Source organism: Nostoc sp. LEGE 12454 (assembly GCF_056620565.1).
Genome location: NZ_JBWQXL010000022.1, coordinates 35,769 through 50,680 on the forward strand (window position 1 = coordinate 35,769; position 14,912 = coordinate 50,680).

Sequence of the window (14,912 nt, forward strand, 5' to 3'; positions counted from 1 at the left end):
TCAGAGGCTTTGTGTGTATTATTTACTCAAAGCCTCTGTTTCAGTCACTATTGATTGCCTAAACTATACATTGCTTCATAGGAGCGATCGTCATTATTCGATGCTAACTATTATTGGTTGCGGCAATCTAAATCGCAGCGACGATGCTGTAGGCGTAATCATTGCCCAAAGCTTACAAAAATATCTAGCTGAACATCCTCATCCTCATCCTCATGTGCGAGTTTATGACTGTGGCACCGCAGGGATGGAAGTAATGTTTCAAGCTAGAGGTAGTAAAGAATTAATAATTATTGATGCAAGTTCAACTGGTTCTGAACCTGGTGCTGTGTTTAAAGTTCCAGGAAAAGAACTGGAAGCTTTGCCAGAACCTAGTTATAACTTGCATGATTTTCGTTGGGATAATGCTTTAGCCGCCGGACGGAAAATCTTTCAAAATGACTTTCCTGATGAGGTGACAGTTTATTTAATTGAGGCGGCAAATCTTGGTTTGGGACTAGAGTTAAGTCCTGTTGTCAAACATTCTGCTGATTTAGTTTTTGAAGAGGTAGTTGCACTTATAAAGCAGAATATTAATTAATCCAAAATCTAAAATCTAATCACGCCCAATCGCGATAAACAGAAAGTTCATCTACCCTCATTTCAAAAGGTACGCCTTGACTCTCTGGCGGACAAACACGGATTTTAGCACTGCTAACAATTCCATATAATAATGTTCCCATTGGCACGATTTTTTGCAAAATACGCCAATTAGTAACTTGATCGGGACATTCAATAACCAATGTTAGAGCATTGGCATGAGTTGTGACATACCACCGACAATTAGATAGAAGATTTTGAATTGTGCGATCGCAAGCGTCATAAAAGTATCTACTAATAGAATACTCTAGTTGTTGCCGCAGTATAATATCTGCCGATGTCGGTTGCATAGGATGTGAGTCATCACCATTAAAGTAATACATCTTTCTGGCCATATCTCTTTAGCTTCCTGCTTATATTCCAATCACCATTCCATAAAATACATCTTTATTCGTTTCTAATAATTCTTGGGTTTCATCATCATAATAAGCACCAATACCACTACACTGAATTCCCAAATAATTACTAGTTAAATAAAGTCTCTGTCCAAGAAAACCAGCTATTTGCATAGCAGTTTGATAGTTTAAATAATCTGACACAAAAAATAAAGTTACAGCGCCATCTCTAGCAATAGCTTGATTAATACATAAGTAACCTGTCTTTTCACTAAAATTACCCGTTTTAACCAGATGTGTACCTCTATATAACCCAGGTGTCATTCCTTCTACTCGATACACCACTGAGTAAATTTCTATTTCCTCATAGTTTTCTGTCGGTATTGACTGTTGAAGTTGTTGCACTACATATAAATAATCTTCTTGAGAAATAGCCTCTTTCCGGAAACGTCTAATAGAACGTCTATGCCAAACAGTTTGGTAAAATTTATCCCGATCAAAATCAAATTGAGGATACTCTAATTTCTGCTGACGACTCTTTTCTAGAGTTGTTGCTTGATAGGCATCTTCAATAAATTGATTGGATTCAAAATAATCAGTACCAGAGACAAAAGGAATTTTCAGCCTTAAACCTCTGATTTTCTTGTCTTGTACTTCTCCTGATACCGCACAAGCAGTAATAAACTCTTTATTCTCAAATCCCAAATCCGAATTGAGAGCGAATTTATCAAAGTCGAAAATTAGTTGTATATCTCGGTTGTGGAGAAAAGCTGAAGCTGCGATCGCACCTAAATGGTGTCCGCTATCTAAGAAGCAATATCTTATGCTTCTATTTTGATATTTCCAGCTAGACCTATAATAAACACAACTGATTAAAAAGATGAATCCTTTGATACATTTACCCGGTATAATATAACTCTCTAACCCATCATCAATTAATTCATAGATGAGAGTTAGACAATTATTCTCAACTTCTAGATGGTATATACCATCTATCATTCCCTCAATCCCGCGAACCTGTACGTAAACTTCCGTAGGATACAGAGCGCCTGCTGATGGATTCACCCGCAGTTTATAAGGGCCATCTTTATATACTTTTTCCAGTGTTATTGCACTGGTTAATGAGATAAAAGAATGAACAGGATTATTGAGATTTAATTTCACTCTCCGATAAAACTTTGGATAAACTTTAAATGGAGATGGCTGTGTTGAAGCATCTACATAATTTGGATCGAGTTGTACCGATAAGTAAGAATGCTTGGTAGCGTCATGATAAGCTTTCCCTGGTATCTGACTTGGTGGCATTTTTGAGTATCCTTAAAACTTCTACGTTGCTAGCAAAATCTCTCGCTTTATAATCGTCTAAGTTTTTTAAATATAAATTAGGATTATGTTGTAAAAGTAACTTGACGACTTCTGTCTTTCCGGCTGAAGCTGCGTACATTAAAATAGTTGCACCATTATCATTTTGGTTGTCAATGTTAATGTTCGCAGCCAACAATAAATTAATTAAATCATAGTGATTACCAAAACAAGCAAACCACAAAGCATTGTTGCGTAGGCGTAGCCCGCCGCAGGCATCGCTATTTCGAGCATTGATATCCGCACCTGCATCAATTAGTTCGTTGACGACTGCATAAACTCCTTCTCTTGTCGATTTCATCAAAGCTGTATCGCCATTTTCACCTGTCTGATTTAAATCGCTGGTATTATAGCCTTTTTCTATTAACCATTGGGTTGTTGCTTCACTCAAATTATAGCTGTTGGTTCGATTCATAAGTATTCCTTAGTTAGCTTAACTTGTGCTAATTTACTAATATAAATTTGCTTGGTAAATAGAATGGTGAGCAATGCCCACCATTTGTAGAAAAATGTTATTTAAATTATTTTCACTTACATATATGCTATCAACTTTAGAAGTTTAAACTCTGAATCATTTATAAAGATCAATAGATATTTTTCTTAAAAAAGCTTGAAAAATAATTTAAAGGCAGTAAGTATTACAGTTTTATTTCATAATATACATTAATAACAGATATGTAATAAAGATGGCTCTATATCGCTGGCTTCTTGAAGAAGGCAGCGTTCTGAGAAGGAAAGACTTATATTTTTAAACCTATTAGCAATGATAAGAATATAAAATTTTGTCTACATCTTCAATACTAAGACTTTGTTTATCAGCTAAAGTTTTCAGCATATTGGTAATATCTTGAAGCTGGAATAAATTAAATGAAAGTCCTAATTCATTAGCTCGGTGATTAACCGCCTGTTTTCCAGCCAATTTATGGTTGACTAAAATTGAGCGCGTTACACCAAAACTTCGGGGATTAATAGCTTCATAAGTCTCAGAGTTATTGAGCATAGCTTTAGTATGAATCCCAGCTTTATGGCTAAAAGCACTTTCCCCAAAAACACAGTGGTTAAAAGGAATAGAAACTCCAACTTTTCTCGCAACTAATTCATGCAAGTAACCAAGTCGATCTAAGTGATATTTAGATTTAATCTGCTCTGGATTTGTAGCATATAACCTAGCGATGAATCCAGCTAATGAGGTAATACCATTGCGTTCACCAATGCCCAGAACACAAGTGTCGATATGAGTTGCTCCCGCTTCTAGTGCTGTATAACTGTTAGCATTCGCACATTCTGTATCATTATGACCGTGAAACTCAATATCTAAATTGGTGAACTGGCGCAAAGTCTTCACTAATTCAAATACTTGCATTGGCGTAATAATTCCTACTGTATCGGCAATTCCTATGCGTTTGACAAATCCTAATTTCTCAATTGCCAAATAAATTGTGATTAAATCTTCTATAGAAGTACGTGACGAATCCTCAGCCGAAAACCGTAGCTCAATATCGGGGGCTTGTTGATGAATAAAAGTTAAAACTTCAGATGCTAAATCAATAATTTGATTAATATTTTTACCATGACTGAACTGACGCATCAAAGAAGAACTACCGATAGTTAAATTAATCCCGGCAACGCCTGTTTCTAAAGCAACTTTAGCATCTTCTAAGTGACAGCGAATGTGAGTTAATATTTTGGATGGCAAGCCTAACTGAGCCAATCTTTCACAGTCTTGTCTAGACTGAGGTGAAGCAATTGGTGACGTTAACTCTATATATTCCACTCCAAACGCAGCAAGGGATTCAGCAATTTCGACTTTATCATCTGAAGAAAAATTGGCTTTGACAAATTGTTCGCCTTCACGTAGAGTGCTTTCTACAATTGCAAATTCAGATAGCGACATTGACCATTACCTTGTGCTAGTTGTTACCAATTTTGGTTAGTTGTTAGTTTGAAGATCACTATATTTGCATAATTGAGAAATAATTGCTTTGGCTGATTCTTGGGGACTAGATATAGTATCAATTATAAGAGAGCGATCGCTCGTATCCATCACCTCTAAAATCTGTTTCATCGAAACCGAATCATAGTTCTGACTTTCTTCCACAAATATTTTTAGTTTTTCTCGCAATTCTATACCTGTGACAACTTGTTTACTGACAAGTTCTAAGATTTGTTGTTCTTCTTTAGGAGTAAAATAAGCAGAAGCCTCTGGTACACCCAAACTAGCAAAATTGCTCAGTACTTCTGGGATAATTTGCATAGACTCGTCTAACTCTTGATTAGCAATTCGATCAAAAGAATCATGACGTTTTATAAGTCTTTCTAAACGCACCATATTTGGTGCGGTCAACATTACAAATTTAGCATTTTTTAAAGCCTTAGCTGCATAGTGAATCTCATTTTCACCACGCAAACTATCGAAAACTAACATAGAGTTGACTTGTTGTGGATTAATATGTAGCGAAGCTAAAATGTGACCCATTCCACCAGGAAAGTATTCTCTATAAAGGCGAGTATAAGTTAGGCGTTTAATCCGGCAGTGGGGTTGCATGAGTTTCTCTTGCATTTTTAACATTGGCGCAATTATTACGCGTTCGGTTAAAACACGGCGATTAGGTAAAAGTGTAAAATCCAAGCCTTCTTCAGCCAAAGCTTTTGCGATCGTGCTTTTTCCCACGCCAGTCATACCTACTAGAATTAGTAAAGGAAAACTTGTTATTGGCAACCAGTCTTTAGGAACAGGAAATCCGACGCCTACACCTGAACTTAAGTGTTCAAAAAATAGATTTTGCCTTGTTGTATTAATTCGATCCTGCACAATATGAACCTCTGTTTAGCCTAGTTATTATAAATACGCAAATACGCCATAACCTCAGTATTTATACATAATAAATTGCCATATTAAATTGATGATAATATTCATCAGTAGTTACTTTTTTTTAATTGTTTTATCTTGTTTTTTGAAGCAAATGGCTGCCCATTTTTGTTATTATCGTCAAGCAGATGTACCACTGTTAAGTAAATGAGAATTATTTCAAAATTATTAAGATATCTTAAAAAAAGCTATTTTGAAATCAAAATTTGCTAACTTACTAAAGTATAAATAGTTCAAATTCGTGAATTAAAAACATGAAAATTAGCGCTCGTAATTCTCTTAAGGGTACTGTCAAAAAAGTTGTACATGGTTCAGTTAATACTGAAATAACTTTAGAACTAGCGCCAGGAGTAGAGCTAGTGTCAATCATCACAAAATCATCAGCAGAAAAGCTATCACTTGCAGAAGGTAAGCAGGCTTATGCTGTGATTAAATCATCAGATGTGATAGTTGCTGTTGATTAAAAAATAGAGTTGGCTTCCTTTACAAGCCACTCTATTTTTTATATCGAATTGCACTTATGTAATTTAGTGATTAACTCCTAAAAGTGATTATAAAAAGAGTGTAAGAGCTTAGTCAAGCGTAATTACAGCAATCATACTCGATTTTTAAGAGTTGAAAATCATAGATGCCCGAATTATTTAAAATATCGGGTATTCTATTTTTATAAATAACTAAGTAAGGTTATACATAAAGGTTAATTAATAAAGTTATCAAGTAATGCGAACATAAATGATTCGGACACTTTCTAAATCTAATACAAAATCTATATTCTCAATATTAGACTTCTTGCAGAAGTGGGGAAAGGGGAAGGGTTAAAGGGAAAAGGGATGGAATTTCCCCTTTACCTTTAACCTTTCCCCAACATCTTGGCAAAAGTAACTTTTGTAAGATGTCTATTGATAATCAAAGATGGGAAGTGTTGTTTTAAAGTAATATGAGTCCCTGTCCTTATTCCCATTGATATAAGTTTTGTCAATATTGTTTAATCTTAAGTTTTACAGAAGGTGACGATTCCTCGCTCTGCCGTTTTTAATAATTCTAATAAACAGCCAGTAACACTAAAAGGGGAAAACATTTAAATTATAAATTAGGAATTGTGAAGGGAAGAAGGAAGTATATCTTCATCCTTCACCCTTCTTCTTTTATTTGATTGCTTAAGGCAGCAACCAAAATAATAGTTTAGACGAGATAGGGTTCTTGATGTGTCTTAATTGTGCAATTAGAACGGGGATAAGTGACACAAAGTAGAGCGAATCCCTTAGAAATCTGTTCGTCATCTAGGAAGTTTTGATCTTCTTGATCAATTTCACCTTCAACGACCTTGCCAACACAACTAGAGCAAGAACCTGCTTGACAAGAAGCTGGCAACTCAATACCACTTTCTTCTGCTGCGTCTAAAATGGTGGTCTCTTCGTCAACTTCAATTGTGGTGTCGAGGTCTTCTTTTTTGTTGATTAATCTAACTTGGTAGGTAGCCATTTTCAGATTCTCCTCAAACGTTATACAGTTGGTCTAATTCCCGAACTTTTTGAGCAACCTATCCTACTTTTTGCTTCCTTTCTTCTTACAGAGATGCTAAGTTTAGTCAGCTTCTCTATAGGGGTAAGGGATACAATGCGAACTAGAAGCTATCTCAAGAGCATTGAAACTCTGCGGAGTGCTTCTATGGGAAGCCTCTACAATTGACTTAGTACTAACGCAATGATGTTAGCTGCAAGGTACACCAGTGGGCGTACCGTCGTCTGTTTTAAAGGACTTTCCACAACCGCATGTATCAGTTGCGTTGGGGTTGATGAATTTAAAACCGCTTTCCATCACTCCCTCAACGAAGTCAACGATAACTCCGTCTAATAACGGCGCACTTTTGGCATCAACGTAAACCAGCACTTTGCCTTGCTGACTTACCAAATCATCTGGTTGGGGCTTGCTGGTGATATCGATCGCATATTCATAGCCACTGCAACCACCATCTTTTACCGAGATGCGGACACCTTTAGTTGCGCCATTAGCATCGGGTGCGGAACCTTTGAGGAATGCCCGCAGATGAAATTCTGCTTTTTCTGATAAAATAACGGCCATGAAGTCTCCTGATTTGTAGCGATTAGTTGTTCTGATTTCAGGTGGGGACGAAAATTAACTATTTTGTGCAATACCTGTGGCTGTGGGTTCCATTGAATTGGCTTGCGCGTGTCTCCAAGGCGCACTATTACCGCATACTGGACAAGAGCGATCGCGGTGAGAACGGCGTTTAGCAAATTCCATCCGATTTAGGTCGATTGTCAGCAATTGCGACAATAGAGGCTGACTAAACCCGGTGATCAGTTTGATAGCTTCCAGTGCTGTTAAACAAGCTAGTGTTCCAGAAACAGCGCCTAGAACCGAAAAGCCGCGCTGATCCCACTCAGGCTTTTCTGGAAACAGACAAGATAGACAAGGAGTCACACCAGGAATAATCGTCGTCAGGTAAGCCTCCATCCCATTCATTGCAGCTTCCACCATTGGCTTACGCGATCGCACACAGGCTTCATTTAACAAATTGCGCTCTGTAAAGTTGTGGGCGCAATCAAGAGCCATATCAGCCGACTGCACTAACGAGTCTACATTTTCCGGGGTAATGTAATCATGAACAGCTTCCACTTGGACATCAGGATTAATCGCATCCAGAGTTTCTTTAGCTTTGAATACCCTTGGCTTACCTACCCAATCATCAGTCATGAGAACCTGACGATTCATATCATCTTGCCGCAAGTCACCACCCCGGACTAGGATTAGCCGCCCAACGCCCGCTACTGCTAAGTAAAGCGCTGCCGTACCGCCTAATCCCCCCACACCTGTAACCAGAACTGTCGCTGACTTCAAGCGTTTCTGTGCTGTTTCGCCAAAATTCGGAAGCATCATTTGGCGACGATAGCGTTCTAATTCGGTAGGCGTTAGGTTAACCAATTTATACCTCCTAATCAGAAGTGATTTCTGTCAGTGTGACTACATTTTTCGGCTTATCGTTAAACACTTTGAACAGCTTTTGTTCATAAGCTGTCGATTCGATAAATAGCTGATAAGCTTTTTGCAAAGCCAAAGAATATTGATTTAATTTCTCTTCTTGACTCAAGTCAGGAGAATTATCATCAATTTCCTGCATGTGTTGAGAAAACTTTTTCAGAATATGTAGACGATGTACATTCACAACTTCTAAGTCGTAGGACATATTAAAGAATTGGAAAAATTCTTCTGCATCTACGAGCTTCTTGAATTCATCAATAGTTTTAGTCATTTAGCACTCTCCAATTGTTTTAGATGTTGCTTAAGTTCATCTAACTTGCGATAGATTTCATAAGTTGCGGCGGCAACATCCATAAGTTGGTTGTAATCTGTTGGTAGCCCTTCAGCTAAATCATGCAGATCCATTTTCATTTGACCTGCTTTGCTGTTGAGGCGTCTGATTTGTCCCTGTAGTTCCTCAATTGTCATTTGTCCTTCGTCCTTCGTCCTTCACCTTTTGTCATTAGTCATGTGTCTTTTACTAATGACCAATGACCAATGACTAATGACTAATTAAATTTTGCCAACTTCAGGAAAGCGTTTCGCCAAATCAAGACCTTTTTTGACGTAGTTTTCTCCTTCTTCTGCTAATTTCTCTACTGAGTCAAAGCCAAAGCGATGAGCATCTCGCAAGGTTTTTACAGCTAGCAAAAGACGGCCAGAAAAAACTAGCGCCCAGCCAAATCCTTCATGGCTCAAATCAACTACAACCTGGGATATCAAACCTGTTTCTTGTTCAATTCCAGCAGCTACAGCCCGAAAAAATGCCATAATTCGTGCTTGTGTGATCGGATCAACTTCTCCCTCAACAGAGATTTCTCGTTTCTTTTGTTTGGTGACAATAAAGGGTTTGAGAATTAATTCATCCGACCAACTACGATAAACTCCATAACTGTCTTGACCACGGATTTGTTTAATTAATACCTTCAGGAAAGGTGAGTTCAAGACTTCAGTTGTAGCAGTTCCGTTAACACTATTATTTGTGGTCATACTGTTGCTTCGTCTTCAATTTCATCAGCAAAGTTTGTGGTTTTTGGCTGTAAAGCTTTACGCAACCAAGGTGGAGGATTACCTTTGAGCGTTTTCACTAGCTTGTTTAGCACTTCACTAATTTCTTCTTCTTCCGATCGCGCCTTCACTGGGGTGACACCTTTCTTGATTAACCGAGCGGCGGCGCTACCACCAATTGCTGTTACGTAAACAATCGTACAGTCGCCTATTGCCTCAAGTTTTGGGTTGATTTTATCTTCATTACCATCTTCCTTGAGTTCACCTTCAAAATTGAGGGTTTCTACGAAGTGATATCCCTCATCGGTAATTTCGTAAACATCAATCATTTTTGCCCATCCGAAGTGAGCATTAATATGAACTCGGTCACTCGTCGTGAAGGCTATTTTCATTGTAATTCTCCTCTCTAAAGTTTTGAATTTTGAATTGGGAAGAAGGAATTCAGGAGTCAGGAGGAGGTAGTGCGGTCTTGGGGCCTCCCCAAGTAGAGCAACTACCGTTCAGAATTCAGGAGTAAGAACTAAATCTGCATATTTAGTGGTTTTCCCTACGGAAACGCCAAAGGGAAACCATCAGTGGCAGGTTTTACTCTTTCTGAAAAGCATTCTGAATTCTGAATTCTGACTTCTGAATTCTTGAAGAAGAATTCAAAACTCAGCGCTCACAGTTCCGAACTCTTGGAACTGCTTAACTCTCGCTTCTTCTGCCTCTAAAAATAGGTTGCCGATACCAAATAAAAGCTCCATCGTGCCTCGATAGCCAACTTTGGTAAATTGACCATTACCTAAGCGGTCATAAATGGGCAATCCTAGACGATAAAGAGGAATCGAGAGGCGTTTTGCGATCGCACCCACATTCGAGTTACCAATCAGCAAATCAGAACCACCCGCTAGACTCTCAAAGTCTTCCAAGTCGCCGATAGTGATGCTTTTAACTGGGAGTTTTTCTAAGAGATGCGATCGCGTGGTTGTCACCGCCGCATGAATTTGCGCTCCCATCGATTGCAGGAAATGCACTGTAGACCACAACAAATCTGGTTCCAGTGCGAGGGAAACTCGTTTTGCACCGAAGTAAAAATGAGTGTCCAACATCGCATCTTGCAACTGACGACGTTGGCGGCGGTATTTTTCGGGTACGCTGTTACCGCTCAGAATCGCCAATGCTTGGATAAACTCATCTACTGGTTCTAATCCCGTCAGTTCGCCAAACACCTCATAAGGTGTGCCAAAGCGTTCTTCCAGAATCTTTGCAGCCCCCCGCATACTTTCACCCAATGCCAGGGTAAAAGCAGAACTACCTACTTCTCGTAGCTGTTTTAAGGTAGTTCCACTGACTGTAACCGCACTGTAACTATCCTCTAAATGTCCATCTAGAGAAGCGCCAAGGTCAGGTACAAAGATTGGCACTAATCCAAAGGATGTGACTATCTCTTTGATTTCTTGTACATCCCCAGGTGTGAAGGCAGAACCCGCCAAAACTGTGACTTGTTCAGTTCTGAGTCCACCCGCGCGAGGAATTTCCTTAACTATGCTTTCCACAGCAACAGCAAAGCCATCTTGCAACGCACCTTTAAAATCTGGGGTAGGTGCAAAAACGATCGCTAAATCATTCAATTCGGGATGGCGATCGCGAATTTCCTTAAGAAAACCTTCGATGTCATCTCCTCTAGTTTCCGTTAACCCAGTGGTACATAAACCAATAATTTCTGGATTAGCCTTTTCTACCAGAGTCAGAATTGCTTGCTCCACATTCTCTTCACCACCCAAAATAGTAGTGACTTCCGTCATCGCTGTCGTAGCAAGGGGAATCGCTTCCCGGAAATGCCGCACTAGGACAACTTTGGCGAAAGCAGTACAACCTTGAGAACCGTGGAATAAGGGCATCGTCCCTTTCAATCCCAAAAAGGCTAAGGTTGCGCCCAAAGCTTGACTTTGCTTGAGGGGATTAACTGTCAGTGCTTTGTTAGAAGCGGTAACGATCGCCATTAAACTTCTTCCTCTTCTTCCCAAGGAGCGGGTTTGCGTATTTGTTCCCAAATCGGGCTATACAAAGCTTCGTACAGTTCCCGCGCCATCTCAATCATTCCCACATAACCTGCATAAGGATGGTGGCGTTCTTGGTTGATATCAAGGAAAGGAATTCGAGCTTTCAAAGCTGTATATTGGTTACGTCCACCTGCAATCAGCATATCTGCGCGAGTGTCTTTAACCAGTTGTAGCAATTCCTGAGCGTTGCCTTTCTCCAGCATGATGCCGTCGTTGCCAATCAACTTCTTGATTTTGGCTTTATCTTCTTCAGTACTTTTCCGAGTACTGGTAGCAACAACTTCAATACCTAAGTCTCTAGCAGCCGAGATAATCGACCAACTCTTAACACCACCTGTATATAAAACAACCCGCTTACCTTTGAGTCGAGCGCGATAAGGAGCCAGTGCCAAATCTAAAGCAGCCGTTTCTTCTGCAATTAGCTTTTCTGTCCGCTCTTGTAAATCAGCGTCGCCTAATTTAGCGGCGATGTTTCGCAGACAGCGATTCATATCATCGATGCCGTAGAAAGACTCTTCAATGTAGGGGATGTTGTAACGCTCCTCCATCTTTCTCGCCATATTGAGCAGCGCTCGCGAGCAGATCATGACGTTGAGCTTGGCGCGGTGGGCGTAGCGAATTTCATCGTAGCGAGCATCGCCCGTAATTTTAGACAAAATACGGATGCCTAATTTTTCTAGCAGTGGTGTTACTCCCCACATTTCACCGGCGATGTTGTATTCACCGATTAAGTTAATATCATAGGGCGTTGTATGTTCCGGTTCTGCTGTTCCGACAACATATTCTAATAAAGCTTCACCGCCAAAACGGTTGCCCAGATTTTTACTGCCAATGAATCCTGGGGCAATAACGGGAACAACAGGAATACCGATTTTTTCAGCCGCAGCTTTACAGACAGCATCCATATCATCGCCAATTAGGGCTGTAACGCAAGTGGCATAGACGAATACTGCTGCTGGTTGGTAGCGCTCGTGAAGTTCTAGAATCGCTTTGTAGAGTTTCTTTTCGCCACCGAAGATGACATCATTTTCACCCAAGTCAGTGGTAAAGCCCATTTTGTAGAGTTGAGGACCAGACGACAGACTACCACGACTGCCCCAGGAATTACCAGCACAGGCGATCGGCCCGTGGACTAAGTGAGCAGCATCTGCGATCGGCACTAGAGCAATCATTGCACCATCAAAAGCGCAGCCCCCTTGAGCCGCGCCAGGTTGTGCCTGTTGGGCGCAAGATTTGTTTTTCTTTTCCGCTTGTTTGTGCTGATTATGCTCGCATCCTGTCTCAGTCAGCAGCTCGTTGATTTTGCCTTGGGTGCTTTTCATCTCTCTTCTCTTAATTGTTAATTGTCCTTTGTCATTTGTCATTTGAATTGACTATTGTACAGACGCGATTAATCGCGTCTCTACCAATGACTAATGACCAATGATTAATGACCAATGACTAATGACCAATGACTAACAAATGTATCTCGTGACATCCTCTCCACAGACATCGGCAAGATAAGATAGAGCGCGAAAACGCAATCCTACAAATTCGTCATATAAAGGATTGAGTTTACATAGTGGTGGGATATCAATACACTTCCCAAATAATTTAATTTGTCGCTCAAAGGGACAACAACAAGGAATTGTTTGGCAAATTAGATGAGCGATGCGATTATTTTTAACCTGAATTCCATCCACCACACGGCGCAACGGATTAAGAAGATTGTTGAACCACCCTCGTTTTTTCTGGTTAGGTGGATGGTAATTAGGATGAGGATGAGTGTGAGTATGTTCGTGGGTGTGATTGATGGTTTCCATCTATATATACCTTGGGTAAATGCTAGAAAGAAAAAGGGGGAAATAATTCATAATTACGAATTACGAATTACGAATTATTTCCCGCCCTTTAATTAACACGTTGTGTTTCTACGCAATTTCTAACGAATCAAGTCGTAGGAAATATCTGTCTTAGAAGGAATGTTGGTGTTGCGATCGATTTCTTCAAACAGGGTGTTTACAGTCCAGTTGAGGAGGTTGATTATACCTTGATAACCAATGGTGGCGTAGCGGTGTAAGTGGTGGCGATCCATGATGGGGTAGCCGATTCTCACGAGGGGAATCTTGGTGTCGCGCCACAGGTACTTACCGTAGGTGTTACCAACCAGGAAGTCTACTGGTTCGGTGAACAACAATGAACGCATGTGCCACAGGTCTTTACCACCCCAAACAGTTGCATTCTTACCAAAGGGGCTAGAAGCAAGCAGTTCTTTCATTTCTGCTTCAAATATTTCGTTGCTGTTGTTAACCAAGATATGCACAGGTTCAGCACCCATTTCTAGCATAAAGCCAACTACGCTGTATACTAAATCTGGTTCGCCGTAGATAGCGAAGCGCTTGCCGTGAATCCATGAGTGGGAGTCAGTCATGGCATCAACTGCACGACCGCGTTCGATTTCCAATTCTTGAGGAATGGGGATACCACTCAATTCGCTGAGTTTCATCAAGAACTCATCAGTACCCTTAATACCCCAAGGACGGCAAACTGTGGTTGGTTGCTTCCACTCTTTTTCGATGTACTCGCGGGTTTTGAGGGTAGAGTGTGATTGCAGAGCAATTGTAGCTTTCGCATTGATTGAATCTTCTGCATCTTCTAGCTTTGTTCCACCTGGGTACATATCGAATTCACCTGTGTTGGGTGAATCCAAGTAGTCGCTGTTGTCGGCTAGAATTGTGTAGTCAAAGCCGAACAGCGAAGCAATCCGCTTGATTTCGCGGTTGTTGCCTACGTAGGTGTCAAAACCTGGGATGAAGTTGATCTTACCATTGCTGGTTTCTTTCTTATGACCTGCTGTCAGGTTAGAAAGAATTCCCTTCATCATGTTGTCGTAACCAGTGATGTGGGAACCAACAAAGCTAGGGGTGTGAGCGTAGGGTACTGGGAAATCTTGAGGAACTGAACCAGCTTCCTTGGCGTTGTTGATGAAAGACTGCAAGTCATCACCAATTACTTCTGCCATACAGGTGGTGCAGACAGCGATCATCTTGGGCTTGTAGAGTTGGTAAGAGTTCGCCAAGCCGTCAATCATGTTTTGCAGACCACCAAACACGGCTGCATCTTCAGTCATTGAAGAAGATACACCAGAGAATGGTTCTTTGTAGTGACGGGTTAAGTGGGTGCGGAAGTAAGCAACGCAACCTTGAGAACCTTGAACGAAAGGTAGAGTACCTTCAAAACCAACAGCAGCAAAGATTGCTCCTAGTGGTTGGCAGCCTTTAGCAGGGTTAACGGTTAAAGCTTCACGAGCGAAGTTCTTTTCACGATAATCCCAACCTTTTGTCCACTCTGCAACCCGTTGTACTTCTTCGGCTTCGTGACCGTTTTCAAACTGCTTTTTGTTTTCAAATAGCTGTTGGTACTCAGGCTGGTGGAATAACTCGACGTGATCTTGAATTTTTTCTGGATTCTGAGGCATTTCTAGATCTCCAAGGTTACTGAATTCTTTTACTGATTGAGGAGGGAGAGACGCGATTAATCGCGTCTTTACAAGGGAGATGGGAATATGATTCAAAATTCAAAATGCAAAAATCAAAAGAAATTTTAATTTTTCAGTTTTGAATTTTGGATTCCCAA

The 14,912-nt window shown here is 40.3% G+C and carries 18 protein-coding genes; 2 read left to right on the forward strand and 16 right to left on the reverse strand.

Going from position 1 to position 14,912, the window contains the following annotated elements; translation table 11 throughout:
• The first annotated feature begins 100 nt into the window (after window positions 1-100).
• Window positions 101-577, forward strand: a complete 477-nt coding sequence (locus AC1F2U_RS21530; protein WP_480262935.1) for a hydrogenase maturation protease — start codon at window positions 101-103, stop codon at window positions 575-577.
• A 19-nt stretch (window positions 578-596) separates the two neighbouring features.
• On the opposite strand, the gene AC1F2U_RS21535 is transcribed toward AC1F2U_RS21530, so the two are convergent.
• From AC1F2U_RS21535 to AC1F2U_RS21555, 5 genes are all read right to left on the reverse strand, one after another.
• Complete coding sequence (locus AC1F2U_RS21535) at window positions 597-971, reverse strand: hypothetical protein (protein WP_461931190.1); 375 nt, start codon at window positions 969-971, stop codon at window positions 597-599.
• Between the two features lie 18 nt (window positions 972-989).
• A complete protein-coding gene (locus tag AC1F2U_RS21540; protein WP_480262936.1) occupies window positions 990-2,276 on the reverse strand; it encodes a nitroreductase family protein in 1,287 nt (428 codons plus the stop codon).
• Window positions 2,239-2,748: an ankyrin repeat domain-containing protein gene (locus AC1F2U_RS21545; protein ID WP_480262937.1), complete on the reverse strand. Its 510-nt coding sequence runs from the start codon at window positions 2,746-2,748 to the stop codon at window positions 2,239-2,241. The genes AC1F2U_RS21540 and AC1F2U_RS21545 overlap by 38 nt, the downstream gene beginning before the upstream one ends.
• A gap of 342 nt (window positions 2,749-3,090) precedes the next feature.
• Window positions 3,091-4,227 carry a homocitrate synthase gene (locus AC1F2U_RS21550; protein ID WP_480262938.1) on the reverse strand — a complete coding sequence of 379 codons (1,137 nt, stop codon included), beginning with the start codon at window positions 4,225-4,227 and terminating at the stop codon, window positions 3,091-3,093.
• A gap of 36 nt (window positions 4,228-4,263) precedes the next feature.
• The gene (locus tag AC1F2U_RS21555) at window positions 4,264-5,145 is read right to left on the reverse strand and encodes an AAA family ATPase (RefSeq protein WP_480262939.1); all 882 of its coding nucleotides are present in this window, start codon (window positions 5,143-5,145) and stop codon (window positions 4,264-4,266) included.
• 311 nt (window positions 5,146-5,456) lie between these two features.
• Here AC1F2U_RS21555 and AC1F2U_RS21560 point away from each other — a divergent pair, with 311 nt between their 5' ends.
• Window positions 5,457-5,666 (forward strand): TOBE domain-containing protein, encoded by a 210-nt coding sequence (locus AC1F2U_RS21560; RefSeq protein ID WP_322738062.1) that lies wholly within the window; start codon window positions 5,457-5,459, stop codon window positions 5,664-5,666.
• 718 nt (window positions 5,667-6,384) lie between these two features.
• Here AC1F2U_RS21560 and AC1F2U_RS21565 read toward each other — a convergent pair.
• The 11 genes from AC1F2U_RS21565 to nifK all read right to left on the reverse strand — a co-directional run bounded on the left by AC1F2U_RS21565 (window position 6,385) and on the right by nifK (window position 14,754).
• A complete protein-coding gene (locus AC1F2U_RS21565) occupies window positions 6,385-6,684 on the reverse strand; it encodes a 2Fe-2S iron-sulfur cluster-binding protein (RefSeq protein WP_100900536.1) in 300 nt (99 codons plus the stop codon).
• A gap of 228 nt (window positions 6,685-6,912) precedes the next feature.
• The gene (locus AC1F2U_RS21570; protein WP_094327427.1) at window positions 6,913-7,284 is read right to left on the reverse strand and encodes a HesB/IscA family protein; all 372 of its coding nucleotides are present in this window, start codon (window positions 7,282-7,284) and stop codon (window positions 6,913-6,915) included.
• Window positions 7,285-7,338: 54 nt separating this feature from the next.
• Window positions 7,339-8,148 carry a HesA/MoeB/ThiF family protein gene (locus tag AC1F2U_RS21575; RefSeq protein ID WP_480262940.1) on the reverse strand — a complete coding sequence of 270 codons (810 nt, stop codon included), beginning with the start codon at window positions 8,146-8,148 and terminating at the stop codon, window positions 7,339-7,341.
• A 10-nt stretch (window positions 8,149-8,158) separates the two neighbouring features.
• Window positions 8,159-8,476: a nitrogenase-stabilizing/protective protein NifW gene (nifW, locus tag AC1F2U_RS21580; RefSeq protein ID WP_480262941.1), complete on the reverse strand. Its 318-nt coding sequence runs from the start codon at window positions 8,474-8,476 to the stop codon at window positions 8,159-8,161.
• Window positions 8,473-8,673, reverse strand: coding sequence for a CCE_0567 family metalloprotein (locus AC1F2U_RS21585; protein ID WP_480262942.1), 201 nt, complete (start codon window positions 8,671-8,673; stop codon window positions 8,473-8,475). The genes nifW and AC1F2U_RS21585 overlap by 4 nt, the downstream gene beginning before the upstream one ends.
• 84 nt (window positions 8,674-8,757) lie before the next feature.
• Window positions 8,758-9,234, reverse strand: a complete 477-nt coding sequence (locus tag AC1F2U_RS21590; protein ID WP_012407193.1) for a NifX-associated nitrogen fixation protein — start codon at window positions 9,232-9,234, stop codon at window positions 8,758-8,760.
• The gene (gene nifX, locus AC1F2U_RS21595; RefSeq protein ID WP_292819426.1) at window positions 9,231-9,644 is read right to left on the reverse strand and encodes a nitrogen fixation protein NifX; all 414 of its coding nucleotides are present in this window, start codon (window positions 9,642-9,644) and stop codon (window positions 9,231-9,233) included. Before nifX ends, AC1F2U_RS21590 begins: the two co-directional genes overlap by 4 nt.
• 255 nt (window positions 9,645-9,899) lie before the next feature.
• Window positions 9,900-11,237, reverse strand: coding sequence for a nitrogenase iron-molybdenum cofactor biosynthesis protein NifN (nifN, locus tag AC1F2U_RS21600; RefSeq protein WP_480262943.1), 1,338 nt, complete (start codon window positions 11,235-11,237; stop codon window positions 9,900-9,902).
• Window positions 11,237-12,619, reverse strand: coding sequence for a nitrogenase iron-molybdenum cofactor biosynthesis protein NifE (nifE, locus tag AC1F2U_RS21605; protein ID WP_193947865.1), 1,383 nt, complete (start codon window positions 12,617-12,619; stop codon window positions 11,237-11,239). Before nifE ends, nifN begins: the two co-directional genes overlap by 1 nt.
• 132 nt (window positions 12,620-12,751) lie before the next feature.
• Window positions 12,752-13,099 carry a Mo-dependent nitrogenase C-terminal domain-containing protein gene (locus tag AC1F2U_RS21610; RefSeq protein WP_480262944.1) on the reverse strand — a complete coding sequence of 116 codons (348 nt, stop codon included), beginning with the start codon at window positions 13,097-13,099 and terminating at the stop codon, window positions 12,752-12,754.
• Window positions 13,100-13,218: 119 nt separating this feature from the next.
• Window positions 13,219-14,754, reverse strand: a complete 1,536-nt coding sequence (nifK, locus tag AC1F2U_RS21615; RefSeq protein ID WP_480262945.1) for a nitrogenase molybdenum-iron protein subunit beta — start codon at window positions 14,752-14,754, stop codon at window positions 13,219-13,221.
• Window positions 14,755-14,912 lie beyond the last annotated feature (158 nt).

Excerpts from the sequence above, each read along its gene's own strand:
- AC1F2U_RS21585 (WP_480262942.1), bottom strand. The coding sequence starts at position 8,673 with ATGACAATTGAGGAACTACAGGGACAAATCAGACGCCTCAACAGCAAA.
- AC1F2U_RS21530 (WP_480262935.1), top strand. The coding sequence starts at position 101 with ATGCTAACTATTATTGGTTGCGGCAATCTAAATCGCAGCGACGATGCT.
- AC1F2U_RS21560 (WP_322738062.1), top strand. The coding sequence starts at position 5,457 with ATGAAAATTAGCGCTCGTAATTCTCTTAAGGGTACTGTCAAAAAAGTT.
- AC1F2U_RS21565 (WP_100900536.1), bottom strand. The coding sequence starts at position 6,684 with ATGGCTACCTACCAAGTTAGATTAATCAACAAAAAAGAAGACCTCGAC.
- nifN (WP_480262943.1), bottom strand. The coding sequence starts at position 11,237 with ATGGCGATCGTTACCGCTTCTAACAAAGCACTGACAGTTAATCCCCTC.
- AC1F2U_RS21535 (WP_461931190.1), bottom strand. The coding sequence starts at position 971 with ATGGCCAGAAAGATGTATTACTTTAATGGTGATGACTCACATCCTATG.
- nifW (WP_480262941.1), bottom strand. The coding sequence starts at position 8,476 with ATGACTAAAACTATTGATGAATTCAAGAAGCTCGTAGATGCAGAAGAA.
- AC1F2U_RS21545 (WP_480262937.1), bottom strand. The coding sequence starts at position 2,748 with ATGAATCGAACCAACAGCTATAATTTGAGTGAAGCAACAACCCAATGG.
- AC1F2U_RS21590 (WP_012407193.1), bottom strand. The coding sequence starts at position 9,234 with ATGACCACAAATAATAGTGTTAACGGAACTGCTACAACTGAAGTCTTG.
- AC1F2U_RS21570 (WP_094327427.1), bottom strand. The coding sequence starts at position 7,284 with ATGGCCGTTATTTTATCAGAAAAAGCAGAATTTCATCTGCGGGCATTC.
- AC1F2U_RS21540 (WP_480262936.1), bottom strand. The coding sequence starts at position 2,276 with ATGCCACCAAGTCAGATACCAGGGAAAGCTTATCATGACGCTACCAAG.
- AC1F2U_RS21550 (WP_480262938.1), bottom strand. The coding sequence starts at position 4,227 with ATGTCGCTATCTGAATTTGCAATTGTAGAAAGCACTCTACGTGAAGGC.
- nifK (WP_480262945.1), bottom strand. The coding sequence starts at position 14,754 with ATGCCTCAGAATCCAGAAAAAATTCAAGATCACGTCGAGTTATTCCAC.
- nifX (WP_292819426.1), bottom strand. The coding sequence starts at position 9,644 with ATGAAAATAGCCTTCACGACGAGTGACCGAGTTCATATTAATGCTCAC.
- AC1F2U_RS21610 (WP_480262944.1), bottom strand. The coding sequence starts at position 13,099 with ATGGAAACCATCAATCACACCCACGAACATACTCACACTCATCCTCAT.
- nifE (WP_193947865.1), bottom strand. The coding sequence starts at position 12,619 with ATGAAAAGCACCCAAGGCAAAATCAACGAGCTGCTGACTGAGACAGGA.